The sequence below is a fragment of the Mesorhizobium sp. M0001 genome, from assembly GCF_040324255.1.
Lineage (GTDB): Bacteria > Pseudomonadota > Alphaproteobacteria > Rhizobiales > Rhizobiaceae > Mesorhizobium.
The window spans coordinates 70,342-94,648 of the sequence record NZ_JAMYVS010000010.1; the positions used below are offsets into that span (position 1 = coordinate 70,342).

Sequence of the window (24,307 nt, forward strand, 5' to 3'; positions counted from 1 at the left end):
CCGCGTTTGCGCGGACATGGCGCTGTGCGTCGCGGCGCGCGGGCGTAGAGGCAGGGATCGGCGATGAGCTCGAAGGATGATCCTTTCGATCCGACCGGCAAAACCGTCATCCGCCCCAGCCGCCCCAATCCCGGCCGCAAGCAAAAGACGGTTCTCGCCCGCGATGCGCCGGCCCCCGGCAGTACGGTGATCGCCCCTGCCAGCGTCCCGGAACCCACGGTTTTCGATCCCAACGCCGGCCGCCAGCCGCCGTCCGACGTCACGGGGACGGTGATCTATCAGGGAACGCCCTTCGCCAACGCGCCGGCCGATCCGCCCGTTCACGGCTCAGCCGGGACGGCGGGGAAAACGCCATGGGATGCGCTGCACGGCGCCAGCGATGCCGTCGATTATGGCGCGGCCAACCCGATCGTCGCTGCCGCGGCGCCCTTGCTGATACTGCTTGGGCATCTGCGGCTGATGGCTGTCGAAAGACCGGCCGAGCCGCTGGCGCAGCATGTCGCCGGCCTGATCGAGGATTTCGACCGCAAGATCGCCAGGACCGATACCTCGGAAGAGGATGCGCGCATCGCCAGCTATGTGCTTTGCGAAACCGCCGACGATATCGTCGCCAATCTGCCCGGTTCCAGCCGGGATGCGTGGGCGCAGCACGCCATGCTGCAGCGCTTCTTCCAGGTCAAACCCACCGGCGCCGGTTTTTTCCAGGCGCTGAACACGGTGCTGGCGACGCCGGAACCTCATCGCAATCTCATCGAGCTGATGCATGTCTGCCTGTCGCTTGGCTTCGAAGGCCAGTATCGCGGCCAGCCGCGCGAGAGCCTCGAACGGGTCCGCCGCGACGCCTACGAGACATCAGCCTATTTCCGCGTCCTCGGTGACGACGACATTTCGCCGCGCTGGCAAGGCTTGTCGGTCACATCGGCGCAAGGCTCCAGGCGGGTTCCGCTCTGGGCCATAGCCGCTGCAACCGCGGCAGTTTTGACCGCAGCCTTTTTCACGCTGCGCGTGCTCATCACCAATGATGGCGAGGCTGTTGCCGGCGAGTTGCTGGCGCTCAATCCGGCGACGCCGGTCACCATCGAGCGCACCGGTTTCGTGCCGCTGACCGAGGAGGTGAAAGTCGTCGCAGCGCCAACGACGATTGCGCAGGTCGATCGCATCCGCACTGCCTTGGCCAAGGAGATCGAAGGCGGCGGCGTCAGCGTCGGCACCAAGGGTGATTTCATCATCGTGGAAATCAGCAACGCCCTGCTGTTCCAGTCGGGACGAGCCGAGGTCAAGCCGGAGTTCGAGCCGGTGGCCGCCAGCATCGCGGCGGCTCTCGACGCGGAGCGCGGGCCGATCCGGATCGTCGGCCACACCGACAACGTCAAACCGAAGAAGACCAGCGCCTTCAAATCGAATTTCGACCTCTCCGTCGCACGTGCCCAGTCGGTGGAAAAGATGATCGCAGCGCATTTCAGCGATCCGTCGCGGACAAAGGTCGAGGGCAAGGGCGAGGACGAGCCCATCGCCGACAATGCAACGCCGGACGGCCGCGCCAAAAACCGCCGTGTCGATGTAATGATCCCGCGGGAGGAGATGCTGTGACCGGCTGGCTGCTGCGCATCTTCAGCGCGCTCGCGCTCGCCGGCTTTGCCGCCGCGGTCTGGTACGCCGGCCCGTTAATCCGCTTTGCCGGCGCCCGGCCGTTGGATCCCATCTGGCTGCGGGCAGCGATCATCGGCATCGTCGTCGGAACGGTGGCGATCATCTATGCAATCCGGTTCTGGCGCAGGCGCAAGGCGCAGAAGGCGCTGGAGGCCGCCATGGCCAGCGCCGAGGATGACGGCAGCGATGCAAAGGTGCTGGAAGCTCGCATGAACGAAGCAGTCGCGACGCTCAGGCAGTCGAGCGGCAAGCGCAACTTCCTCTACGACGTCCCCTGGTACATCGTCATCGGCCCGCCGGGCGCCGGCAAGACCACCGCGCTGGTCAATTCCGGCCTGAACTTTCCGCTTGCCGGGTCGGGCCAGGCGCAGCCGGTGGCGGGTGTCGGCGGTACGCGCAATTGCGACTGGTGGTTCACCGACGAGGCGGTGCTGATCGACACGGCCGGGCGCTACACGACGCAGGATTCCCATGCACGGACCGACAGCAAAAGCTGGCTGGCGTTCCTGTCGCTGCTCAAGCGGCACCGGACGCGTCAGCCGATCAATGGCGTCATCCTGGCGATCAGCCTTGCCGATCTGATGGCGGACGGAGAGCAGGCGGCCCGTGTCGCCGAGATCCGCAGCCGCCTGCAGGAAATCCACGAGGTCCTGAAGGTCCGCTTTCCCGTCTACGTGCTGTTCACCAAGGCCGACCTGGTCTCCGGATTCATGGAATATTTCGGCGGTTTCGACGAAGCACGCCGGCGCAAGGTGTGGGGCGCGACCTTCCAGACCGCCGAGCGCGGCCTGAACATGGTCGCAGAAGCGCCAGCCGAATTCGACGCGCTGGTGAAGCGCCTGACCGAAGAGATGAGCGAGCGGCTGCAGGCGGAGACCGATCCGGTCGCGCGCATCGCCATTTTCGGCTTCGCCGCGCAGCTCGGTGCGCTGAAAGGCCGGATCGTGAATTTCCTCGAGGGCGTTTTCGAGCCGACGCGCAAGCAGCTGAACGCCCCCCTGCGCGGCCTGTATTTTTCTTCCGGCACGCAGGAAGGCACGCCGATCGACCAGTTGCTGGGCAGCATAGGCCGCAGTTTCGGCAGGAATGCCCAGGCGCATCTTTCCGGCACCGGCAAAAGCTTCTTCCTGCACGATCTGTTGAGCCGCGTCATTTTCGCCGAGTCCGGCTGGGTGTCCTATGACAGGGCGGCCGACAGGCGCGTTGCGATCGCCCGCTACGCCGGCCTGACAGCGATCGCGGCCATAGCGATCGCCGCGCTTGGCGTTCTCGGCCTGAGCTTTACGACCAACAAATCGCTGGTCGCCGCGACCGGCCAGGCGGCAGGCCAATACCGCGCGACAGCCGCGCCGCTGCTGGCCAGCACGACGGTGTTGGATGCCGACCTCGAAACCGTCATCGGCGCGCTCGATGCGCTGCGCGGCCTGCCGGCCGGCTACGATACGAGAGACCAGCCCACCCCGGCCACGGCGACGTTCGGCCTCAGCCAGCGTGAGCGTATCCTTTCGGCCTCCGAGACCGCCTACCGGCAGGGGCTGGAGCGGATGTTCCGCTCGCGCCTGCTGTTCCAGCTCGAACGCACGATCGAGGCCAGGATGGCCGATCCGATGGCGCTGTACGAGCCGTTGAAGATTTACCTGATGCTGGGCGGCAAGGCGCCGAAAGTGGATGACGAGCTGGTCGTCACCTGGCTGAAGCGGGACTGGGAACAGAACCGCTATCCCGGCGCCCACAATCGCGACGGCCGCGCGCAACTGGAGAAGCATTTGCGCGCCATGCTGGCCCTCGACGATGACCAGGATCCCTCGTTCGAACTCAACCGCGCGCTGGTCGAATCCGCCCAGCGCTCGCTCGGCCGCATGAGCCTTGCCGATCGCGCCACCGCGCTCATCCAGTCGGCCACCTATGCGGCGGCGCTGGACGATTTTTCGGTGTCATCGCAAGCCGGCGCGGAGGCGCCGATGCTGTTCGAGCGCAATGACGGAAACGATCTCGCCGGCCTTCGCGTCCCCGGTCTCTACACCCATGCCGGCTTCGACTTCTATCTGGCGCAACTTGCCAGGAGCGCGCAGGCGCTGGTCGACGATCAATGGGTGATCGGCTCGAGCGGCGAGCAAGGCGGTTTCGACCAGGAACTGCTCAAGCTCGGCCCGGAGCTGCTCGATCGCTATGGCAAGGGCTTTGCGGCGGCGTGGAACGAGGTGCTCGACAGGTTGAAGTTCAAGGCAATGGCCGCCGACAAACCGCAATATCTGGCGCTGTCCGCAGCGGGATCACCGAGTTCGCCGCTGATGCAGCTGTTCGAGGCGATCGCGCGCGAAACAGCTTTGACGCAAGAGCGCAATCCGGCTGCGCCGTCTCAAGACAGCGACCAGGAAATCGCCGCGCGCGCCAAGGGCCTCGCCCGCATCGGCATCGAGATTGCGGCGCGCAAATCGCAGAGCAGGGCCGGGACCGCCTTTGTCAGCACCCAGAACCAGGATCCCGGCGCCAACATCGAAGCCCAGTTCCGGTCTTTCCAGGCTTTGGTGGCCGGGGCGCCGGGGCAGCGGCCGCTCGACGCTCTGACCCAGAATTTCCGCGAAATCTACCAAAGCGTGCGGCTGGCGGCCGATGTCCCCGCGCAGACCGACCAGGCCAACGCCAATCTGCAGCTGCAGATCTCGACGCTGCGCGCCAATGCCTCGCGGCTGCCGAAGGCGCTGGCCAGGATGGTGAGCGCGGCGGCGGACGATTTCGAGGGCACCGTCGCCGAAACATCGACCACGCATCTCAACGAGATGCTGGAAGAGACCGTTGGCCGTCCGTGCGAAGAGGTGATTGCCGGGCGCTTTCCATTCGCCCCCGCCGGCACCGACGATGTCGCCATGGCGGATTTTGCGAGATTGTTTTCTCCGGGCGGGGTTCTCGACCGGTTTTTCGCGCAGAACCTGGCGTCGCTGGTCGACATGAGCGGCCAGGACTGGGACTGGAAACAGGACACCAGGTTCGGCCGCAATCTGGCGAAATCGACGCTGAAGAACTTTCAGCTCGCGGCACAAATCCGCGCGGCTTTCTTTCCGCTCGGCGGGCCGGCGCCGTCGATCAACATCACCTTCACGCCGCTGTCGCTGCATGGCGATGCCGACATGGCGCTGCTCAATATCGACGGCCAGGTGTTGCAGGCCACCCAGGCCGGCAACACGCCGGGCCTGATTCCGTGGCCGGGCAAGACCGGTTCGGCCAGTCTCAGCCTGACGCCGGAGCTGCCCGGCCGTGAGTCCGCAATCAAATTCGACGGCCCCTGGGCGTTGAAACGATTGCTGGACAAGGGACAGGTCACCGCCAATGGCGACAGTCTCGAAGCGCATTTCGTCATCGGCGGACGGGATGTCGCCTACACGATCAAGACCGGGGAGGACGGCAACCCATTCACGCTGCCGGCGCTTTCCGCCTTCAGCTGTCCGAAGGCTTTCTGATGGGGAATTGCATGGCAGGACCAAAGATTGCAGGACGCAGAGACAGCGGCGGCACCACACCGTCCGTCATCAGCGGCTTAGATTTCGATACTCTAATGAATGGGGCTGTGGCAGACTGGCCAGGCACGTCAGCCAAGGCGTTGCGGAGCGTAGGCAAGTGAACGATGCCGCCTTTGAGAGCTACGGCGTGAGCCACAAGGGCTGCGTGCGTGACCACAATGAGGACAGCTTCCTGGTCGAGCCGCGGATCGGCCTCTGGGTGGTGGCCGACGGCATGGGCGGGCACGAGGCCGGAGAAGTCGCGACAATCGTCCTCGCCGCGATTGCCACCGGCTTTTATCTTACCGCCGACTACTGGTCGTTCGGCGACGAAGACGAGGAACTGCACGCCGTCGAAGGCTCGGACGACGTGCCGGCCGACGCATCGGTCTACGTGCCGGCCATCATCGACCTTGCCGGCGACCCGATGTGGATCACACTGGCGCCGGAGGCGGGCGCTGCCAAGAGCCGCGGGATGCCGCGCCCGGCGGAGCTCGACCAGGCCGGCATCTCCCCTCAGATCATGGTTCTCTCCGACGTGATGCTGAGCGCCAGCGAAAAATTCATGACGACGATCCCCTCGACGCAAGAGGATTTCGCTTTCTTTCAGGCGCAGCGGAAGACCGCGGTCGCGCCACCCGCCGAACCCAGCGATCCGCAGAATGACCTGCAGAACGATCTTCAACCATCGCCCGGCGCGGACGGGGCTCCGGCGGCCTCCGGCCCAGCTCCTGACCCGCAGGTCGCTCCGGGTGCATCGGCGGCGGCCGATGACCCCGAGGCCGGCTGGGGCGAGACCATCGATGAGGGCGAAGCAGCACTCCCCGCCTTTCAGAAGACACCGGTCGAAAACAACACCAGCGTTGCCAACGTCAGCTCGGAATACCAGCGCTTCGAGGCGACCCAGGACATTTTCGTGAAAATCCTCAACGACCGCAGCCTGGACAGCGTGGCGCTCGATGCGCATTTTTCCGCCGACGACGCAAAGCTTGCCGGCGAGGCGCTGAAGGCGCTGTTCGACAAGGACGGCCTGCAGCCTGGTTATGTCGTGGCGATGCGCGGCTTTAGGCCGACGCGCGAGACCACGACGATGTCGCTGATGCAGGTCTCGATCTACGCCAGGAACGTCTTTGTCGGCACGCTGACACGCAACGCGGCCGGTGCCTTCGTGTCGGGCGTCGACCCGTGGGTGCGCGAGGACCTGTTCAATTATTCGGGCGCCGAGACCGAAGGCACGCAGAAACGGCAATACCGCCTGCTCGACGCGATCTATTCGACGGCGGCCCGCAACAATGTGCCGAGCGGCATCATCGGCGAAGCCATCATGTATCTGTCGCGGGGACAGGATCTGGATGCTTTCGCCAGCGAGGACCAGCGTCTTGTGCTGATCTATTCGCAGACGCCGCGCGGCAAGAACGAGACCGACGGACGGGTACTCTATGTCGGTATCCAAGGCACGCAAAAGAGCTTGGATTGTTTCGTTTTCCAGCAGAGCGACGGCCAGTTTTCCTGCGTCTCGGGCGACGACCAGGTGCGCTCGCTGACGGTGGCCAACGGCATGGTGACGCCGGTCAACGGTGTCATGACGTCGACCTTCGGGCCACGCAAGCATCCGATCCTGGGCGTTGTTCGCATCCACAAAGGCGTCGACTGGGCAGCACCCGTGGGGACCCCGATCGCCGCAGCCTTCGACGGCGAGATCATCTTCCAGGGCGACGGCGGCGGCTACGGCAATGTGGTCAAGATCGCCCATGGCGGCGGCCGCGAGACGCGCTACGCGCATATGTCGAAATTCGCCATCGCCAGCGGTGTCGGCACCAAGGTGAAGGCCGGCGACATCATCGGCTATATCGGCACCACCGGCCTGTCGACCGGGCCACATTTGCATTTCGAACTCTATCAAAGCGGTCAGGCGATCGATCCGCTCGGAACAGTGACCGCTGCAATCGCCGTCACTTCCAGCGATCCCGCCGTCGAAACCCTGACCGACCGTATCGTCCACGTCGAATCGGGCGGTAGCGCGCGGGCCAAGAACCCGCTGTCTTCGGCGACAGGCGCCGGCCAGTTCATATCCAAGACCTGGATCCGGATGATGAACACCTATCGTCCCGAACTGGCGCGCTCGCTGTCGACCGCAGACCTGCTCGCTTTGCGCTACGACGCCACCATCTCGCGTGAGATGGTGCGCAATCTGGCGCGCGAGGGCGAAGCCTATCTCAAGGCGCGTGGCCACCAGATCACCGCCGGCCGGCTCTATCTCTGCCATTTCCTCGGTATGGAAGGCGCCCATCAGGTGCTGGCGTCGCCGGGATCGGCGCAGTTGAGCGCCGTGCTCGGCTCGTCCGTTATCCAGGCCAACCCGTTTCTTGCCGGCAAGACCGCCAGCTACGTCGTCGACTGGGCGGAACGGAAGATGGGCCGCAAATTGCCGACGCCCACCACCACCGATGCGGGCCAGCAGACGACGACGGAAGTCCGCCAGACATCGCCGGAGTTCGAAAAATACAAGCAGGCGATAACGGCACTGGTCGGCTCGATCCAAAATACTCTTGAGCCGGGCTAGAGCTGGCAGTTCGCCCCGGCTTTCGCCAAGCCGATTGGTTCTGAGGCCGGCGAATGGTATGTTTGCGGATATTTGGGAAGGTTTTTGGGTCCTTGTGAACCAAAACTGTGGCTGGGATCACATACGCCCAACAGCCATTTTGGCAGAAGCGATACAGTCGCTGGTGAAATTTAGCATGCGCAGCCATCAATAACGCGCCCCATTGGGGCGGAGGGCCGATCCCATGAAAGCGTTTGCCGTTCTTTTGAGCGGATTTTTTCTGTTAATGCTGACCGCGCTTGGCACCGTCCAGGCGGCGGCGCCGGATGCCGGTGGCGTCAAACGCGTCGCGCTGGTCATCGGCAACAGCAAATACGTCCATGCCGTCGAATTGCCCAATCCGGCCAATGACGCGCATCTCATCGCATCGACGCTGCGCAATGCCGGCTTCGAGGTGATCGAGGGCGTCGACCAGGACAATGCCGGCATGCACAGCCTGATCAGCAAATTCACCGAGCAGTCCTACGATGCCGACCTCGCCGTCATTTTCTATGCCGGCCACGGCATGCAGGTGGACGGCAAGAACTTTTTGATCCCGGTCGACGCCCAACTGACGTCACCTGCCTATCTCAAGACCCGCACCGTCCAGATCGACGACTTCATGGCCGCACTGCCGCCCGACCCGGCGGTCGGCGTCATCATCCTCGATGCCTGCCGCGACAATCCGCTGGCACGGACGCTGGCGGTCGCGATGCCGAAGACCCGCTCCACCGCGCTGGGCACCGGCCTGGCGCCGATCGACCCTAAATCAGAGGGCGTCGGCACCGGCGGCATCCTGATTGCCTATGCCACCGACCCGGGCGCCATCGCCTTTGACGGCAACGGCGTCGACAGCCCCTACTCGACCGCGCTCGCCAGGCACCTGACCGAACCCGGCGTCGAGATCCAGAGCGCGCTGACGCGGGTGCGCGGCGAAGTGGCCGAGACCACGCAAGGCCGCCAGCGGCCATGGCACAACGCATCGCTGGGCCGCGAGGTCTTCCTTGGCAAACCGGCCGCCCAAGCCGCGCCGATGGTAAGACCGGCCGCCGATGACGCGAACGCCGCGACAGCGCCCGCCCCTGCCCCCGTCACCAGCGAACCGCCTTCGTGGGAAGTCGAGCAGCGGCTTTGGGACGAGGCCTCGAAGCGCAACACCGCGCCATTCTACGAAGCCTATCTCGAACAGTTCCCGAATGGCCGCTTCGCCACGGTGGCGCGGCTCAACATCGATGCGCTGAACGATCCGAAAGCCCAGGAACGGGAAGTCGCCGCGCTTGCTGCCGAAGAAGCGAACTCGGGTTCTGCCGTGCGCACCTCGGTAGGCATTTCGGACGACATGAAGAAGGTGCTGGGCACCGAGGCGACGGAGAACGCGATCGGTCTCGATCGCCAGGGCCGCATCGACCTGCAATTGCGCGTCGAGGCGCTGGGCAACGAGCTTGGCCGCGTCGACGGCAATATCGGCGCCAAGACCCGGCAAGCGATCGGCGACTGGCAAGAGGGGAACGGGCTGCCTCCGACCACTTTCCTGACGCGCGAGCAACTGGCGTTCCTGGTTATCCAGACGGATCCGATGATGGAGGCCGTGCGTGCCAAGCATGAGGCCGACCAGGCCGGCGTGGACAAGCCGAAAAAACAGGTGGTGCAGAAGGCCCGCACGCTGAAGCCGGTGGCGGAAAAGCCACGCAAGAAGCAGTACGCCCAGAAGCCGCGCCGACAACAGCAGTTCGTGCAGAAAAGGCGCAACCGCGAGGTCGTGCGCGAGGATGAGCCGCCGCCGCGGGACAATAATGATTTCCTGACCAAGGCGCTGATCTTCGGCACCGGCGTAGCGGTCGGCGGCGTGCTCAAGAACTGATCGATCATGTCAAACAATAAAAGCGCCGCGTGTCCGTTGGACGCGCGGCGTTGTGTTTGACGACGGCCGGAAGACGCAGCCGGCGAAGCTACTGCGCCTTGATCCGCATCTCGACCCGCCGGTTGACGGGATCGTAGGGATCGGGATTGCGTGGATTGGCCTCGCCGAGACCGACCGCCTTGATGCGGGTGGATTCGATGCCGTTGGATTCGAGGAAGGCGGTGACCGATTGCGCCCTGCGCTGCGACAGCCCCTCATTGTAGGTCGCCGAGCCGGATGCGTCGGTATAGCCTTCGACGACGAAGGACAGCTTGCTCAGCCGATCGTCCTTCAGCGCCTTGGCGAACTCGTCGAGTTCGCTGCGCGCCTTGGCGTCGAGCTCGGACGAATCCAGGCCGAAATTGATCAGCATGTCGAGGCCGGTCTTCTCCGGCGGCTTGTCTTTCTGGCCGGTCTTGCTCTTGCACTCGTCCTCGGTGCCGACGCAGATCCCGCGTGCCGCGCCGTGATCGATCGCGCCGGCAAAGAACTTCACAATGTCTTCCGATTTCTGAAGTGGGTCGGCATAGACGTGAGTCGAGAAAAGCACGGTCGCCAATGCCAAGACTGAAATGTGCCGCTGCATAACGGTTACTCCCGTTTCGAGCATCCGATTTTCACTCAGGCCCGATCCATGGATCCGGGCCAACTCTTCCTGTTCGACAATGATCTGTCGAGATCACGGTCGGCTGTGGAATATACCAAACCGTGAGGCGTTTGTCTGTGAACAACGTCATGGACATGTGGTGGTCGACAGACTTGACCCGCGCCTCGCAGGCGGGTTGAGTGAGGCCTGGGGGAGGACAACAGCAGCGATGGCCAACGGGCTTCGATTCCAGACCGCACGCGATCTCTTCGCCGCGAACACGGCTGTCGCCCGGGACATGACGGCCGTTCCGACCGACCAACCCTCGCTCGAGTTCTGCCGCCGGCTGATGGCCGGGCGCATCCCCGAGGAAGCGATTACCTTTTGCGCCTATCTCCTGCCTGACCGGGCCGCAATCTGGTGGGGCCACGAGTGCCTTGGGCATCTGACCGAACTGCTCGAAGAGCAGGATCTCGCAACGCTGGCACTGATCCAGGACTGGGTCGGCGACCCCAACAATGCAACCCGCCGGGAGGCTGTCGCCGGGGCGGCGATGACGCAGCAGCACACGCCTGCCGGCTGGATCGCGCTCGCGGCGCAACGGCATATCAGCGGCCTGGCTGCGCAGAACGGGTCGGGGCTGCGGCCGCTGCCGGCTGCGCATGCCGTCAATACCGGCATACTGGCCGGACTGGCGCGGGTTGCGGTGGCGGACCGCTTCTCCGTGCTCACCGCCTTTGTCGAAATGGGCATCCATCTGGCCGAAACCGAGGCGCTGCGCCGAGCCTGATTGCTCTGGATCGTGATGAGATTTCATTGAAATCTGATCCAACCCATTGTTGGCGGCCTCATTTGCAGCCGTTTTGCGCCCATTTGCCGAGCGCCACCTTGAAGCGCGTGCCCAGCGGGTGTTGCAGGCGCAACACCGAGACGTCATTGGTGACGTAGGTCTTGGCCTGGTCGCACAGCCGCTCCTCGGTCCATTGATGACAGTTGCTGCACTGGTTGTCCCAGACGGATTTTTCCAGGCCCTCGACGGGACTGAAGTGCGGCTTTCCCTGGATGAGCTGGGCGATGCTCTTGCCGTCGATCGCCGGGTCTCCAAAATTGACCGGAACGTCGAAAAGGACTGGCGCGTCCGAGCCCAGCTTCGGAATTTCCTCACGCAGCTGTTCCAGCGCCTGCTCGCCGGCGTCCGCACCCGGCGGATTGGCGGCCGCGCCGGTGCGCGCCTGCGTATCGCCTTCGGGCGCAGCCGCGCCGGAATCGCCGACGATCAGCGGCGCCTTGAGATCGACCTTGTGAAGCACGACATCGGTGGTCAGCGAAACGTTGATCCAGGGCCGCTGGCGTCCGGCTGTGGCCTTGAACACATCCGACGTAACCCGGTTCATCGCCTCGGTGATCGAGACGTTGACCTCGCCGATATGGGCAAGCAGCGCCGCCGAAAATGGCGAGTGCTCGCCCGGTCCGTCATAGGCGAGCTGGTTGGGACTGGCAGCGAAGGCGACCAGCGTGCCGGCGCCGCCATTCTCGATCGGTATTTCGGCAAGGCCGCTGCTTGCCGTGCTGTCGCCGCCAGTCTCCTTGGCAAGCACATCGGCGAGCGGGTTGTCGCGGCAGGCGTCGAGGAACACCAGCCTGATGCTGGTCTCGCGCGACATCTGCCGCAGGATGAAATCCACCTGCACGGCTTCGAAGTCGAGCGAGGCCTCGTCCTCCAGCGCCGCATCGACAGGCAGCAGGTAATTCCTGCCCGAGACCTGCAGGCCATGACCGGCATAGAAGAACAGCGCGATATCGGCGCCACGCACCTGCCTGGCGAATTGCGCGATCTTTTCCTGCGTCTGCGCCTTGGTGAGATCGAGGCCGGAGACGATTTCGAAGCCCAGCCCCTTCAGGCGATCGGACATTGCCTGCGCATCGTTCACCGGATTGGGCAGCACCGGCGCGTTCCGGTAATGGGAATTGCCGAGCACCAGGGCGATGCGGCGTTCGGCACTGGCCGCGGTCATGGTAATGGTCATGGTCAACGCAAGCGCCAGCACCGCGAGGCCGATGCCGCGCATGAAGTTGCCGCAACTTGCAATCATGTCCAAACGCACCGGATTCCTTTTCGGTTGACGGGCCTTTTCAGTTAAGGACCGGCTCAGTTGGCGAGCGGCGTGGCGGAGAACTCGATCCGCCGGTTCAGCGCCTTGTTCTTCGGCGTATCGTTCGGCGCCACCGGCTTTTCCTCGCCATAGCCGGAAGCCGTGATCTGCGCCGATGGAATGCCCGCAGCGATGATCGCGTCGGCGACCGCCTTGGCGCGCCGTTCCGACAGGTTCTTGTTGGCCGTCGGCGAGCCGTCGGAATCGGTATGGCCCGAAACCTCGACCTTCAGTTTCGGACATTTGCCGACGACGCCGACCACCTCGGCCAGCAGCGGGCGGCTCTTTTCATCGAGCCGAGCGCTGGCTGGGCGAAAATAGACGGCGCCGGTGCGCGACAGCACCTCGAACCTGTTCAGGCATTCATCGTCGCTGAAGGACATCTTGCCTGCATCTGTGGCGACCGGCCCGGCATCGGCTGGGGCTGCGGCCGCGACGGCAGGCGTGGCCGCAGGCTTGGCGCCATCAGCGGTGAAGACGAAGTCGAACGACACCGAAGCCGTCGGGACGATGCTGCTGACATTGGCCGCCTGCTGGAGTTTTTCGATGTTGGGCAACAGGCCGAAATCCTCGACATGCACGGCGACCGGCGCCTCCGAGGCGATCGACACCATGCTGTCGGTGATCATGGTGACCACGACATTGGCCTCAAGGTCCTTGTCGACGCCGTGCAGGCTCAGGCGAAACTGGATATGCGCGCTCATGCGCCGTTTGGTGGCGAGATCGGCAAAAGCGGCGGGATCGACTTTCGCCGTCACTTCCGCCGTCGGGAATTTGAAGGTTTCGAAGAACAGGAAGCGCATGCGGACATTGCGAAGGTCGATGCCGGTGTCGACCGAGTTGAGGTCGAACGTGACCTTGGCGGCGCCATCCGATGTCAGCGTGCCCGAGAGGTTCCTGATCTTGTTGGTTTCGACAATGGTGTTCTTCTTCACCGATTGATAGGTGAGCGTCGAATTCGCCGGATCGAGCGTCCAGTTCGGCTTCGCATTCGCCACTTCCGGTGCGAGCAGCAACAGCCCGAATACAGCGGCGACGAGAGCAAGGGCGCCGACGATGCGCCGGCCCTTTGAGAACGGCATTCGTTGCCGAAAAAATCCGCCGACCTCGAACATTGATGCCCCGCCTCAGGACAACAGACCTCAGTTCCGATCACGGCTGTCGAACGCAGTGATGCCAGCGAGCATAGAACATATGATTTGGCTTTGCGAGTAGCTCCGCCTGTCTGCCCAAGGGGAGAAGACAGCTCAAAAATCCGTCATCACTGGCAGCTTAACAGGCGTCAAATCCAGAGGCGCCTTGCGCGATCACGAGCGCTTCGGCGGGCCTGTCGAACGCAGAAAATGCCATTCATAGCCTTGAATATACTACAATATTAGCAACTCCTTGACAATCGACCGAAGCTCTGGTTTCTTGACATATTAAACAAAGTTCGTTGCGTTTTTTACGGACGTGTTCCCATGTCGAGCTTGGTAGTCGCGGACCCGCGGGGGGTGTATCTCGCCGGTCTGGAGTGGGTTTTGCGGAAGGCGGGACACAGCGTTGTCGCAGAATGCCACCACACGATTGAGGTTCTCCCCTTGGTGGAGCGCCACCGGCCTGATCTTGTCATCATTGGGTTGGATGCTGCGGACCGGCAGGCAGCCGGTCTTTCCGCAAGGCTGAGAGCCACCAGCAGCCCTTTGGGCATCATCTACATCCTGCAGCCAAACGGCGGATTCGACTTCAACGAAATCCCCAAGCTCGATGCCGACGGCCTGCTGATGGACGGCATCAGCCACAGCTACCTTGTCGAATGCGCCAATGCAGTGGCAGGCGGCCGAAAGTGGGTCGACGACCATATCCTCCAGCATCTGCTGACGCCGAGATCGCTGCCTCAGCGCGCGCCAAAGCTTACTGGACGCGAGACGGAAGTCGCCGGCCTTGTTTCACGCGGCCTGCGCAACAAGATCATTGCGCAGCGACTGCATGTATCCGAAGGCACGGTGAAGATGCACCTGCATCACGTCTACGAGAAGCTCCGCCTCGGCAGCAGGGCGGAACTCGCCTGGGCGACTTTTGGCGAAGCTTCCGACCATCTGGGACCAAGTCACAAAAGCGGGCTTTGATCCTACCTTCGGCGAGCTGGCAAGGCAGGCTGCGTCGACAAGATGCCTACAAAAGGCCGGAAACCCACGGCATATCGATCGATCCATACCAACGCGGTTGCCCGCGAGCGCCTGTCGCGGCTCGATCTTTCGAAGGATGTATATCGTTCGATCAGGTAGGGGCATTCACCATAACACTATCGAACCGCGAATGGACGCGTCCTCTGCGTCGGCGGCACAATGGAGGATAAACGGCCGCAATTCTGTGCGCCGGCGGATGCCCTGGGGTAGGTGCATCCGACATCGGGTGGGGGTGAACCCCTTTTCTTGATGTTGTTCAAAAAGGGGAGAATCTCCATGGCAATCGACATCACAGCTCATGACATCATCATCGATGAGAGCGCTGGCCTCACGGACAATGATATTGACCCATCCGATCCGCTGTACAGCACCAACACCACGCTGCAATATCTGCTGAATCTTGGCACCGCGCTGGAGGTCGCCTTCAAGGAGGACTTCGTGGTGGCCTCTGCGGACCCAGGGGAGACCATCACCTCGGTCGTTCTCGCCCAGGACTCTTCGGGAACTGCGTTTTCACCCACCGACGGCGCGGTCACCGGCATCCGGACGGTCGATGGCAATTATGTCTGGCTGTTCCAGGACCCGAACAATGCAGACGTCGTGATCGGCGTCATTGGGACCTCTGACCCGACCTCAGTTGGCGAGCCCGATCCATTACTCGATCCCCTCGCCTTCTCGTTTGCGCTGGACGGCGACGCGGACCTGTACCTGGTCCAGTACGTGGCGTTGATGAATCCGGACCCTGACAACGCGGACGTCGATCTAATCGATCTGGATCAGCTAGTCTACGCCTCGGTCACCGGGACCAGCGTCCTGAATTTCAGCTCGCTTGGTGACGCCCCTCCCGGACACAACAAGTGGTATATCCTCGACGCTGACACGGCGAGCACGCAGAAGATCCTGGTCACGGCTCATGACAATGGCGTACAGGCTGAAGTCAATGTCAGCACGCAAGGCCTGGGCGTCTCATCACAAGACGTGCGCTTTGGCCGTGAGCTTCAGATCGACCTGATCAACGGCGGCACCCAGAGCGCCGGCAAGAACTTTACCAACACGCCGACCGCGCCGAACTACACAGATCACATCGAGACCGTCTCCACCGCGGGTTTCTCGATTTCGCAGTCTACTCCGACCCATACCGTGGCTGACATAGAGGTCCACGCCTACAACAATGATGACAACGCGAAAGGCGCCACGTTACCGGGTGATGACAACGATGCGGAAGTCAACATCGCCTCAGTGACTTTCAAGCTGAACGGCGTGGTAACGGATGCCGCCACCCTGGGCATCACGGTTGATTACACCAACCTGGGAGTGATCCTTCACAATGTCGGCGAGGGTGTGACGGTCGATTTCACCGCAGACGCAACCTTTGACCGCTTCACTATCAAGAACATTGACGAGCAAAAAGACTATTTCGATGTCAAGGAAGTGCATTTCGGCACAGATCAGACCAACGTCGCCAGCGCAGAGGTCGGCTCCTTGATCAACTTCGACGATGACGGCCCATCGATCGTGCCGTCCGGCAATGACGTACCGACCCTGGTGGTCGGCGATTCGGACTTCGTTACCGACGACTCGACCAGCTTCGCGGCGCTGTTCACGCCGAACTTTGGCGTCGATGGACCAGCGGCCACCGACGATGTGACCTACACGCTGGATGTACTCGGCGGCGGCAGTAACGTCGCCAGCGGCGTGTTCGATACGCTCAGCGGCCTTGAGGTGCTTCTCAATGTTGTCGGCGGCGACATCGTCGGCACTGCCGGCACGGATGAGGTGTTCCGCATCTCGGTCGATGCCGACGGCAACGTGACCCTCGACCAGTCGCGTGCGGTTGTCCATGGCGATCCAACCGATCCCGTAGAGGCGGACACTCCGGTCATCCTTGCCGCCAACCTGGTGAGCCTGACCGCAACCGCAACCGACGGCGACGGCGACAGCGCGCACACCTCGGTCGACATAGGCGGTGCCTTCACCTTCGAAGACACCGGGCCGGCAATTGCTGTGGAGAACGCAACCGGTGACTACGACAGTGGCGCCCATGGCACCTGGACGCACGACCCAGGCGCCGACGGGTTCAACCTGCTGGGCGTAACGCTGGACGATTATACAATCGACTCCAACCCGACGGTAACGTCGGGCCTATCCCTGACACCGGACGCGGCAGACCCTTACACCTTCACAGGCTCGATCCACGATGACTTCAACGGCGACGGCACGGCTGAAGACGTGGACTTCACACTGACCTTCGATCCGGTCAACGGCACTTACGACCTTGACGTCGACACCCCTCCCGGAACGATCACGACCTTCGACACCACACAGGGTTCGCTGAAGGCGGGCGGTCCGGACGCGGTGCAGACGCTGCAATTCCCGCCGACCGGTCACGACGGTGACGTCATCTTCTTCAGCAATCTGGTGACCGCTCCCCTGGAGAATGGGGCGGGCAGTTTCCCGAACGACATCGAAGACCTGGTCAACAATGACCCTACCGAGGCAACGCTGGAGGGGTATGGTGCCACTAGCCTGATCAACAGCTCATCGAAGATGAACGTGTCGACTTCGGGCATCGGCGTCAACAACAACAACCTCGACGGCAAGAGCGGGGGTACCCCGCTGTTCGCCGGCACCTCAATCACCTCGGGCGACGAGAGCTTCGTGGTCAATCCCCAGCAAGACGTGGATAAGGTCACGGTCTATATCGACAACTCCGTCGGCGGCTACAACCCGGCTACGGAAGACCTCTATTACATCGTCTACTATACGGACGGTACCGTCAGCGGTCCTACCGACGTGACGGCGGGCATGCTCAGCAATGCCCCGCGCCACGACCCGCTCATTCCTGACGTCGCGGAGGGCGGGAAGTACTTCGAGATCGACGGCGGCGCGAAGCAGATCGAGGCGGTCCAGCTCATCATGGGCGTGGGCACCGTCAAGATCCCCGTGATTCAGTTCTCGCTCGAGCAGGAGTCCAACCCGGCGCCGCTCGACCTGGATTTCACGGCCAATCTCGTCGACGGCGACAATGACAGCTTTACCGACACGTTCTCGGTCCATGTCGACGCCCCGGACGGCATCATCTGACCCGACACCGGGCGGGCGCCTTTCCTGGCGCCCGGCCGGCACAATCCAAAGCATCACAATGGGGGGCGAGCCGTGCCGCAGCCAAGACCGCAGTTCGAAGAGGTAATGCATCTGGCCCGGCGCCAGGCGCCCGCCCTGCTCATCTTCAGCCTGCTTGCAAACGTCCTGATGCTCGCCAGCACCGTCTACATGCTGCAGATCTACGACAGGGTGCTGTCGAGCGGGTCGATCGACACGCTGGTGTGGCTCACCCTGGCGGTGATCGGCGCGATCGCCGTCTATGGCCTTTTGGAACAAGCCCGCCGCATGATCCTCGGCCATATCAGCCAATGGCTCGACGACCAGTTGAACGTCCCGGTGATCGAACGAGCCATGGAGGCTCGCCTCGCGGGTAGCAACGTCGAGGCCGGCCTGAAGGACGTAGCGGACCTGCGCGGTTTCGTCGGTGGCGACAGCATGCTGACCTTTCTCGACGCGCCGTGGACGCCCGTCTTCCTGGCTTTCATGTGGCTTCTGCACCCAGCACTGGGCGTGCTCGGACTCATCGGGGCGATCCTTTTGTTCTGCGGCGCGCTCGCCAATGATTTCTTTACCCGCCGCAGGAGCCAGGAAACGTCGGCAGAGCTGCGTCGCAACCAGGTCGCGGCCGGCCAATACATCGATGGCGCTGAGACGTTGCGCTCGCTCGGCATGTCGGGCTCGGCGCTGCAGCGCTGGGAAGAAAAGCAGCAGTCGTTGATGACCATCCAGGCGCAACTTCTCGGTCGCACGACCAGCATCGGGAGCCTGTCGCGCTCGCTGCGCATGGCCCTGCAAGTGGCCGTGCTGGGACTTGGCGCCTACTTTGTCTTGCGCGGCGAACTGACGGCCGGATCGATGATCGCGGCATCGGTACTGCTGAGCCGCGCGCTTGCGCCGATAGAACGCTCGATCGGAGCCTGGCGCAGCCTGGTTACCGCTCGCACCGCGCGTCGCAACCTCATGCGCCTGTTCGCGGACACCAATTCTAGGCAGGGCGGTGAAGTGACCTTACCCCGCCCGCAAGGCCGGCTAAGGCTCGAGAACGCACACTACCATGCGCCGGGTACACAGCAGGCCCTGATGAACAAAGTATCCTTCAACGTCGAGGCCGGCGAGACCTGCGGCGTGATTGGTCCGTCGGGTTCCGGCAAGACCACACTTTGCCGCCTCATGGTGGGAACGTTGCGGCCTTCGCTCGGTCATGTAAGGCTGGACGGCGCAGAGCTCGCGAGTTGGCCTTCGGACCAGCTTGGAATGCACATCGGCTACCTGCCGCAGCAGGTCGAGCTGTTTCCGGGAACGATCGCCGACAACATTGCGCGCTTGCGCGATGTCGATAGTGCCGCAGTGATCGCCGCGGCGCAGGCCGCAGGTATCCACGAGACGATATTGCGGATGCCAAATGGCTATCAAACGGAGGTGGGGCCGCATGGGGCGCGAATCTCGCGTGGCCAACGTCAGCGCATCGCTCTCGCCCGGGCGCTATTCGGCAATCCCGCGCTCGTCGTGCTCGACGAACCGAACACTGGCCTCGACGGCGATGGTGAAATGGCTCTGTTCAATGTTCTTCACCATTTGAAGGAACGGGGCTGCACCGTCATTCTCGTCAGCCACCAGACGAACCTGCTGCGTACGGCGGATCATGTCGTTTTCATGCACGACGGCACCGTTAAGATGTTCGGCACGCGCGACGAGGTGCTGGGCGCGCTGGGCGGTCACCGCAAACCGACTGCCGTGCCGTCGTCCGGGCAAGACAAGACCAGCGTCGTCGTTCCGGCAAAATTGAAGGCGGCGGAGTGAGCCATGAGCGACCGATTTAGCGACCTGTCGAAGATGATGGACATGCTGATGGCCAGCCTGCGTGACGTGCTGGACAGGTTAGTTGTCGCTGCTGGAGATCTAGCTGCGGCGGCTTCGAACCGTTTCGACAGCCTGGACGTGCCGGCGCGCGCCGCGCTGGCTGCAACTGCCACCGCGCTGTTCGTGCTCGTGCTTGTCGGGCTTGTCGGGCTTGTCCGGCGGCGTTCGTCTGCATATCGCGATAGCAAGCGCGACCTGAATCGCCGGACGCGTCCAGCGCGTATACTCGGCTATTTCTCCGCGCTGTTCTTTGTCGGCGGCATCGCCCTCTGGTCAGACGTGGCCCTCCTGGCCAGCGCCATCGTGGCCCCCGGCATCGTCAGCCCGGACGGCTACCGGAAGACCGTTCAGCATCTGGAGGGCGGCATCATCGGGATGATCCACGTGCGGGATGGCGACAAGGTCACAGCGGGCCAGGTTCTGATAAGCATGAAGACGACCGATGCACAGGGCCGCTACGACGAGCTGCATGAGCGCTACATTCGCTTGCTGGCGGTCGAAGCGCGCTTGGGTGCGGAGGTTGCCGGAGAAGATCAGATCATTTTTCCCAAGGAACTGACATCGGCTGACAACCAGGCTGGGCAGAAAGTGGCCGCTGAAGAGCAGGAACTGCTTCGCAGCCGCCTTGCCACTCGCGAGGGGCGCGAGCAGATCCTCAACAAGCGGATACGGCAGATAGAGGAGCAAATCACCGGGTCCAGGGAAGTGATCGCAGCCGAGGAGGAGCAACTGGGGCTGATCGACCGCGAGATCGCTTCGGCACAGGAAATGTACAAAAAGGGATTGGAGCGCCTGCCGCGGATCCTTGCGCTGCAGCGTGCCCAGGCCGACATCCGAGCGAGCCAGGCGTCGAACCGGTCGCAGGTCGCGCGCAACGAACAGCAGATCGGCGAGACCGAGCTGCAGCTTCTCAATTTGCGGCAACAGGATGGTGAGAAAGCGAACGAGGATCTTGGCAAGGTGCGCGGCGATCTGGCCGAATTGCGGAGCCTGTTACCCTCGCGTCAGGATGTGCTGGCCAGGACTGACATTGTCGCGCCGATCGCGGGAACAGTGATGAACGTGCGTGTCACAACTGAATCTGGCGTGATTTCCAGCGGCCAGCCCCTCCTCGATATCGTTCCGAATGGGTCCAACCTGGTCATCGATTCACGGATCAAGCCGCGGGACATCGACATGGTGCATCCGGACATGCCGGCACGCGTTGTGCTGTCAGCCTATCCAACACGGCATCTTCCGCAAATCCACGGGTTGCTCACCTCGGTATCGGCCGACCGGCTGACGGACGAGAGGACCGGAGAACCCTATTTTCTCGCCAAGATCAAAGTCGATATGGCTGACCTCGCAACCCTCCATGACGTAAAATTGTCGCCCGGCATGCCTGCCGAAGTGATGATCCTGACTGGCGAGCACACACTGCTCGACTATATGCTGGCGCCGGTTCGCGACTCGCTCAATCGAGGATTCAGAGAGAATTAGAGTCTTCTACTTTCCCGTATCCCGACGCCATCCAATCCTCCGAAAAGCCGCCCGTCGAACGATACGGCTCGAGTGTCATGGCATTGGCGATTCCTTCGCCAGCGCGCCCCCAGCAGTGTCGGGAGCGCCGCTTCGCGGAACTGGACGATCGCTATAAGCAATCCGTCCCACTGCGCTCAGCTTGACGCCAAGCCCGGGATCAGGCCGATCGGCTGGCCCACAGCACCCCACGCTCGAGAATGGTGCGCATTTGCGGCACGGAAAACTCATCCGCGGTGTGGCCGAGCGCGCTGAAGAAGACGCGGCCCTTGCCGTAGCGGCGCTTCCAGACCACGGGCATGACGACGCCGTCGATGAAGTCGAGATGCTCACCGCTGAACGTCGTCGTCGCCAGCACCTCGTTGCTCGGGTCGACATGCATGTAATACTGCTCGGAATGGTAGGCGAAACCCTCGATACCCCTGACGATCGGATCGTCGCTGATGATGTCGACACGGTAGTCGATGATGTCGCCGGGGTGCGCGACCCATTGGCCGCCGGTCATGAACTGATAGGCCGGCTCGTTGCGAAAACTGTCGCCCATTGTGCCGTGGAAGCCGGCAAGGCCGGTTCCGCCGCTGACGGCGGCGGTGAGGTTTTGCAGCTCCGGTTTCTCGATCGTCGACATGGTGATCACCGGCACGATCAGATCGATGACCGGGAGCTGCGGATCGGCGAGCGCGGATGTGCCCTCTTCTATCCGCACCTCGAAGCCATGCCCGGTCAATATCTCGCTGACGACAGCGGCGCTGCGAGCCGGCGTGTGGCCTTCCCATCCGCCCCAGAAAATCAGTGCCGTCTTGCTCATGCTCGTCTCTCCTTTGGTCGGCAATATTGATAGGCAAGCGGAACGCTTTTGTCTTCCTTCCATGATGGGCATTCTGGGACGGGCATTTCTGGTCGGAAATCACGACCCGGCGATGAATTCCCGTGGATGAGGACCGATTGGCCGCGCTGGCGTCTTGTTTCAATACCGGGCTGCACTCAAATCAGCTGTCTTCGCGTTTGCGCAGACATCGGTCCGATGCGCCCGCAACCAGCCGGAGCCTTCCGGGGAGACCGCTTTATGAGTTTCGACCAGACGACTGTCGCCGCCTATCTGGAAGTCATCACCATCAACCTTGTGCTCTCTGGCGACAATGTCGTGGTGATCGGCATGGCGGCCGCAGGCCTCGCCAAGGCGTTGCGGCAGAAGGCGATCATCGCCGGCATTGCCGCGGCGGCGGTGATCCGCGTCGTCTTTGCCGTGATCGCGGTGCAACTGCTGGAAATTCCGGGGATCATGCTGGTCGGCGGCATGCTTTTGTTCTGGGTGTGCTGGAACATGTTCCAGGAGTTGCGCTCGGCCGGCGACGGCGAGGACGTCGACAATGAAGCCGCAGCACTTGCGACGGCGCGGCCGGCCAAGGCGCTGCGCACCGCGATCCTGCAGATCGTCGTCGCCGATGTCTCGATGTCGCTGGACAATGTGCTGGCCGTGGCGGGCGCCGCCGCCCACGACATGAATGCGCTGGTGTTCGGTCTCATCCTGTCGGTGGTTCTGATGGCGGTCGCCTCGACGCTGGTGGCGGCGCTGCTTGCCAGGTATCGCTGGATCGGCTGGCTCGGTCTGGCAATCATCGTCTATGTCGCGGGAAATATGACTCTGGACGGCGTCGAGCAGATGAGAACGGTCGGCTTCCACGCGCTGCTCTCGCCAGTTGCAAGCTAGATCCTCCTGGCGATCAAATGATATCGAAAATCCGCCCTGGGTTGAGAATGTTGTGCGGATCGAACGCCACCTTCAGCCGGCGCATGGCTGATAGTTCGGCGTCGCTGCGCACGAGGTTCAGCCATTTCTTCTTGTCGAGGCCGATGCCGTGCTCGGCCGAGACGGCGCCACCGCATGCCGCCACGCCGTGATAGATGATCTCATAGGCGGCCGCCGGTTCCGTGGTGTCGACCTGATAGTGCAGATTGCCGTCGCCGAGATGGCCGAAGACGTAGATCTCGGCGCGGCTGTCGACGGCGTGGATCGCGGCTTCGGCGTTGCGCAGGAAATCCGCCATGGTCGCCAACGGGATGCTGATGTCGACGCCGATCATGCCCTCGATCGCAAACAGGAAGCGGTTGGCCTCTTCGCGCACATCCCATAGCGCACGGAATTCGCGCGGCGACTGCGAGACGACCACGTCGGCGACGATGCCGTCTTCGACCGCCTGCATCAGCACCGAAGCGAAACGCTCGCCGTCCAGCTCGGCCTGGTTGCCCTGGATCTCGGCCAGCACGTAAACCGGCGCGCCGGCCGGCAGCGGCGCCGGCGCCGCCATGCCGGCAATCATGGAGCCGTAGAGCGGCGAGAAATTCACCTCATAGGCTGACAGCAAGGGACCGAGCCGCTGCTTGAGCAGGTCGAGCAGCGCAATGGCCGCCCCCAGCGAGCCAAGCGCGCAGAATGCGGCAACCTCGGTGGCGGGCTTGGGATGCAGCCGCAGGCAGGCGCGAGTAACCACGCCCAGCGTGCCTTCGGTGCCAATGAAAAGCTGGTTGAGATCGTATCCCGAATTGTCCTTGGCCAGGCCACGCAACGAAGTCAGGATCGAGCCGTCGGCAAGCACGGCCTCCAGCCCCAGAACCTGGGCGCGGTACATGCCGTAGCGCAGCACGCGAATGCCGCCGGCATTCGTGGCGATGTTGCCGCCGACCGTCGCCGTGCCGCGCGCGCCGATATCGACGCCGAACATCAGGCCGGCTGCATCGGCCGCTTCCTGCACCATTTGCAGCGGCGCGCCGGCCTCTGCCATGATGGTTGCCGCGGCGCGGTCGGGCGCTTCGACCGCGGTCATGCGCTCCAGCGACAGCACCGCTTCGCCCGGCTGCACGCGCGCGCCGCCGGCCAGCCCGGTGCGGCCGCCATGGACGACCAGCTTCTGGCCGATACCACTGCATAGGCGCAGGATTTCGGCGACGTCGGCGGCGTTGCGCGGACGCAAGACCAGTTCGGGCTGGCCGCCGCCCTTGCCGGAGAGGTCGTCGCCATAGCGCGGATCGATAGCATCGCCGATCACAATCGCGGCGGCATCGAGCCGACGATATAGCTGGGAAAGAAGCCGATCGATCTGTTGTGTCATGGTGCCTGGACTTTTCAGCGCTCTTTGTGACCGAGACTTTGATGCGCGACAATTTTCGCGTCAATTGAACAAATTTACGCGCGGTATAATCTGTCATTGCGCGTTGAACCCACTGACGTTTCCTGTAAATTTCGTCTGCCGTTGCGTGGCGGACGCGCCGGCTGCAGGACCGTGGGCAG

15 protein-coding genes are annotated in these 24,307 nt (G+C 63.1%); 10 read left to right on the forward strand and 5 right to left on the reverse strand.

Features of this window, described 5'->3' with window-relative positions; all coding sequences use genetic code 11:
- The first annotated feature begins 63 nt into the window (after positions 1 to 63).
- The 4 genes from tssL (at position 64) to NKK50_RS24115 (ending at position 9,589) form a co-directional block, all read left to right on the forward strand.
- The gene (gene tssL, locus NKK50_RS24100; protein WP_352519180.1) at positions 64 to 1,590 is read left to right on the forward strand and encodes a type VI secretion system protein TssL, long form; all 1,527 of its coding nucleotides are present in this window, start codon (positions 64 to 66) and stop codon (positions 1,588 to 1,590) included.
- Positions 1,587 to 5,108, forward strand: a complete 3,522-nt coding sequence (tssM, locus tag NKK50_RS24105) for a type VI secretion system membrane subunit TssM (protein WP_352519179.1) — start codon at positions 1,587 to 1,589, stop codon at positions 5,106 to 5,108. Before tssL ends, tssM begins: the two co-directional genes overlap by 4 nt.
- A 259-nt stretch (positions 5,109 to 5,367) precedes the next feature.
- Positions 5,368 to 7,710, forward strand: a complete 2,343-nt coding sequence (locus NKK50_RS24110; RefSeq protein WP_352543977.1) for a M23 family metallopeptidase — start codon at positions 5,368 to 5,370, stop codon at positions 7,708 to 7,710.
- Between the two features lie 265 nt (positions 7,711 to 7,975).
- Positions 7,976 to 9,589 (forward strand): caspase family protein, encoded by a 1,614-nt coding sequence (locus NKK50_RS24115; protein WP_352500458.1) that lies wholly within the window; start codon positions 7,976 to 7,978, stop codon positions 9,587 to 9,589.
- An 88-nt stretch (positions 9,590 to 9,677) separates the two neighbouring features.
- Here the strand turns inward: NKK50_RS24115 and NKK50_RS24120 are convergent, their stop codons facing one another.
- The gene (locus NKK50_RS24120) at positions 9,678 to 10,214 is read right to left on the reverse strand and encodes an OmpA family protein (RefSeq protein ID WP_023745593.1); all 537 of its coding nucleotides are present in this window, start codon (positions 10,212 to 10,214) and stop codon (positions 9,678 to 9,680) included.
- A gap of 229 nt (positions 10,215 to 10,443) precedes the next feature.
- Between NKK50_RS24120 and NKK50_RS24125 the strand changes: the two genes are divergently transcribed.
- Positions 10,444 to 11,004, forward strand: a complete 561-nt coding sequence (locus tag NKK50_RS24125) for a DUF6931 family protein (protein ID WP_023745594.1) — start codon at positions 10,444 to 10,446, stop codon at positions 11,002 to 11,004.
- A 58-nt stretch (positions 11,005 to 11,062) separates the two neighbouring features.
- Here the strand turns inward: NKK50_RS24125 and NKK50_RS24130 are convergent, their stop codons facing one another.
- Both NKK50_RS24130 and NKK50_RS24135 read right to left on the reverse strand, forming a co-directional pair.
- Positions 11,063 to 12,307, reverse strand: coding sequence for a caspase family protein (locus NKK50_RS24130; protein ID WP_023745595.1), 1,245 nt, complete (start codon positions 12,305 to 12,307; stop codon positions 11,063 to 11,065).
- A 56-nt stretch (positions 12,308 to 12,363) separates the two neighbouring features.
- Complete coding sequence (locus NKK50_RS24135; protein WP_352543949.1) at positions 12,364 to 13,449, reverse strand: OmpA family protein; 1,086 nt, start codon at positions 13,447 to 13,449, stop codon at positions 12,364 to 12,366.
- Between the two features lie 411 nt (positions 13,450 to 13,860).
- Here NKK50_RS24135 and NKK50_RS24140 point away from each other — a divergent pair, with 411 nt between their 5' ends.
- The 4 genes from NKK50_RS24140 (at position 13,861) to NKK50_RS24155 (ending at position 20,979) form a co-directional block, all read left to right on the forward strand.
- Positions 13,861 to 14,475, forward strand: coding sequence for a LuxR C-terminal-related transcriptional regulator (locus NKK50_RS24140; RefSeq protein WP_352543950.1), 615 nt, complete (start codon positions 13,861 to 13,863; stop codon positions 14,473 to 14,475).
- Between the two features lie 336 nt (positions 14,476 to 14,811).
- Entirely contained in the window at positions 14,812 to 17,619 is a 2,808-nt protein-coding gene (locus tag NKK50_RS24145; RefSeq protein ID WP_023726320.1) for a DUF5801 repeats-in-toxin domain-containing protein, read from the forward strand.
- Positions 17,620 to 17,724: 105 nt separating this feature from the next.
- A complete protein-coding gene (locus NKK50_RS24150) occupies positions 17,725 to 19,440 on the forward strand; it encodes a type I secretion system permease/ATPase (protein WP_023726319.1) in 1,716 nt (571 codons plus the stop codon).
- Between the two features lie 3 nt (positions 19,441 to 19,443).
- Positions 19,444 to 20,979, forward strand: coding sequence for an HlyD family type I secretion periplasmic adaptor subunit (locus NKK50_RS24155; protein WP_023726318.1), 1,536 nt, complete (start codon positions 19,444 to 19,446; stop codon positions 20,977 to 20,979).
- Positions 20,980 to 21,178: 199 nt separating this feature from the next.
- Here the strand turns inward: NKK50_RS24155 and NKK50_RS24160 are convergent, their stop codons facing one another.
- Positions 21,179 to 21,826 carry a ThuA domain-containing protein gene (locus NKK50_RS24160; protein WP_352543951.1) on the reverse strand — a complete coding sequence of 216 codons (648 nt, stop codon included), beginning with the start codon at positions 21,824 to 21,826 and terminating at the stop codon, positions 21,179 to 21,181.
- Between the two features lie 258 nt (positions 21,827 to 22,084).
- Between NKK50_RS24160 and NKK50_RS24165 the strand changes: the two genes are divergently transcribed.
- The gene (locus NKK50_RS24165; RefSeq protein ID WP_352543952.1) at positions 22,085 to 22,729 is read left to right on the forward strand and encodes a YjbE family putative metal transport protein; all 645 of its coding nucleotides are present in this window, start codon (positions 22,085 to 22,087) and stop codon (positions 22,727 to 22,729) included.
- A gap of 13 nt (positions 22,730 to 22,742) precedes the next feature.
- Here the strand turns inward: NKK50_RS24165 and NKK50_RS24170 are convergent, their stop codons facing one another.
- Complete coding sequence (locus NKK50_RS24170; protein WP_023687003.1) at positions 22,743 to 24,128, reverse strand: FAD-binding oxidoreductase; 1,386 nt, start codon at positions 24,126 to 24,128, stop codon at positions 22,743 to 22,745.
- Positions 24,129 to 24,307: the final 179 nt, after the last annotated feature.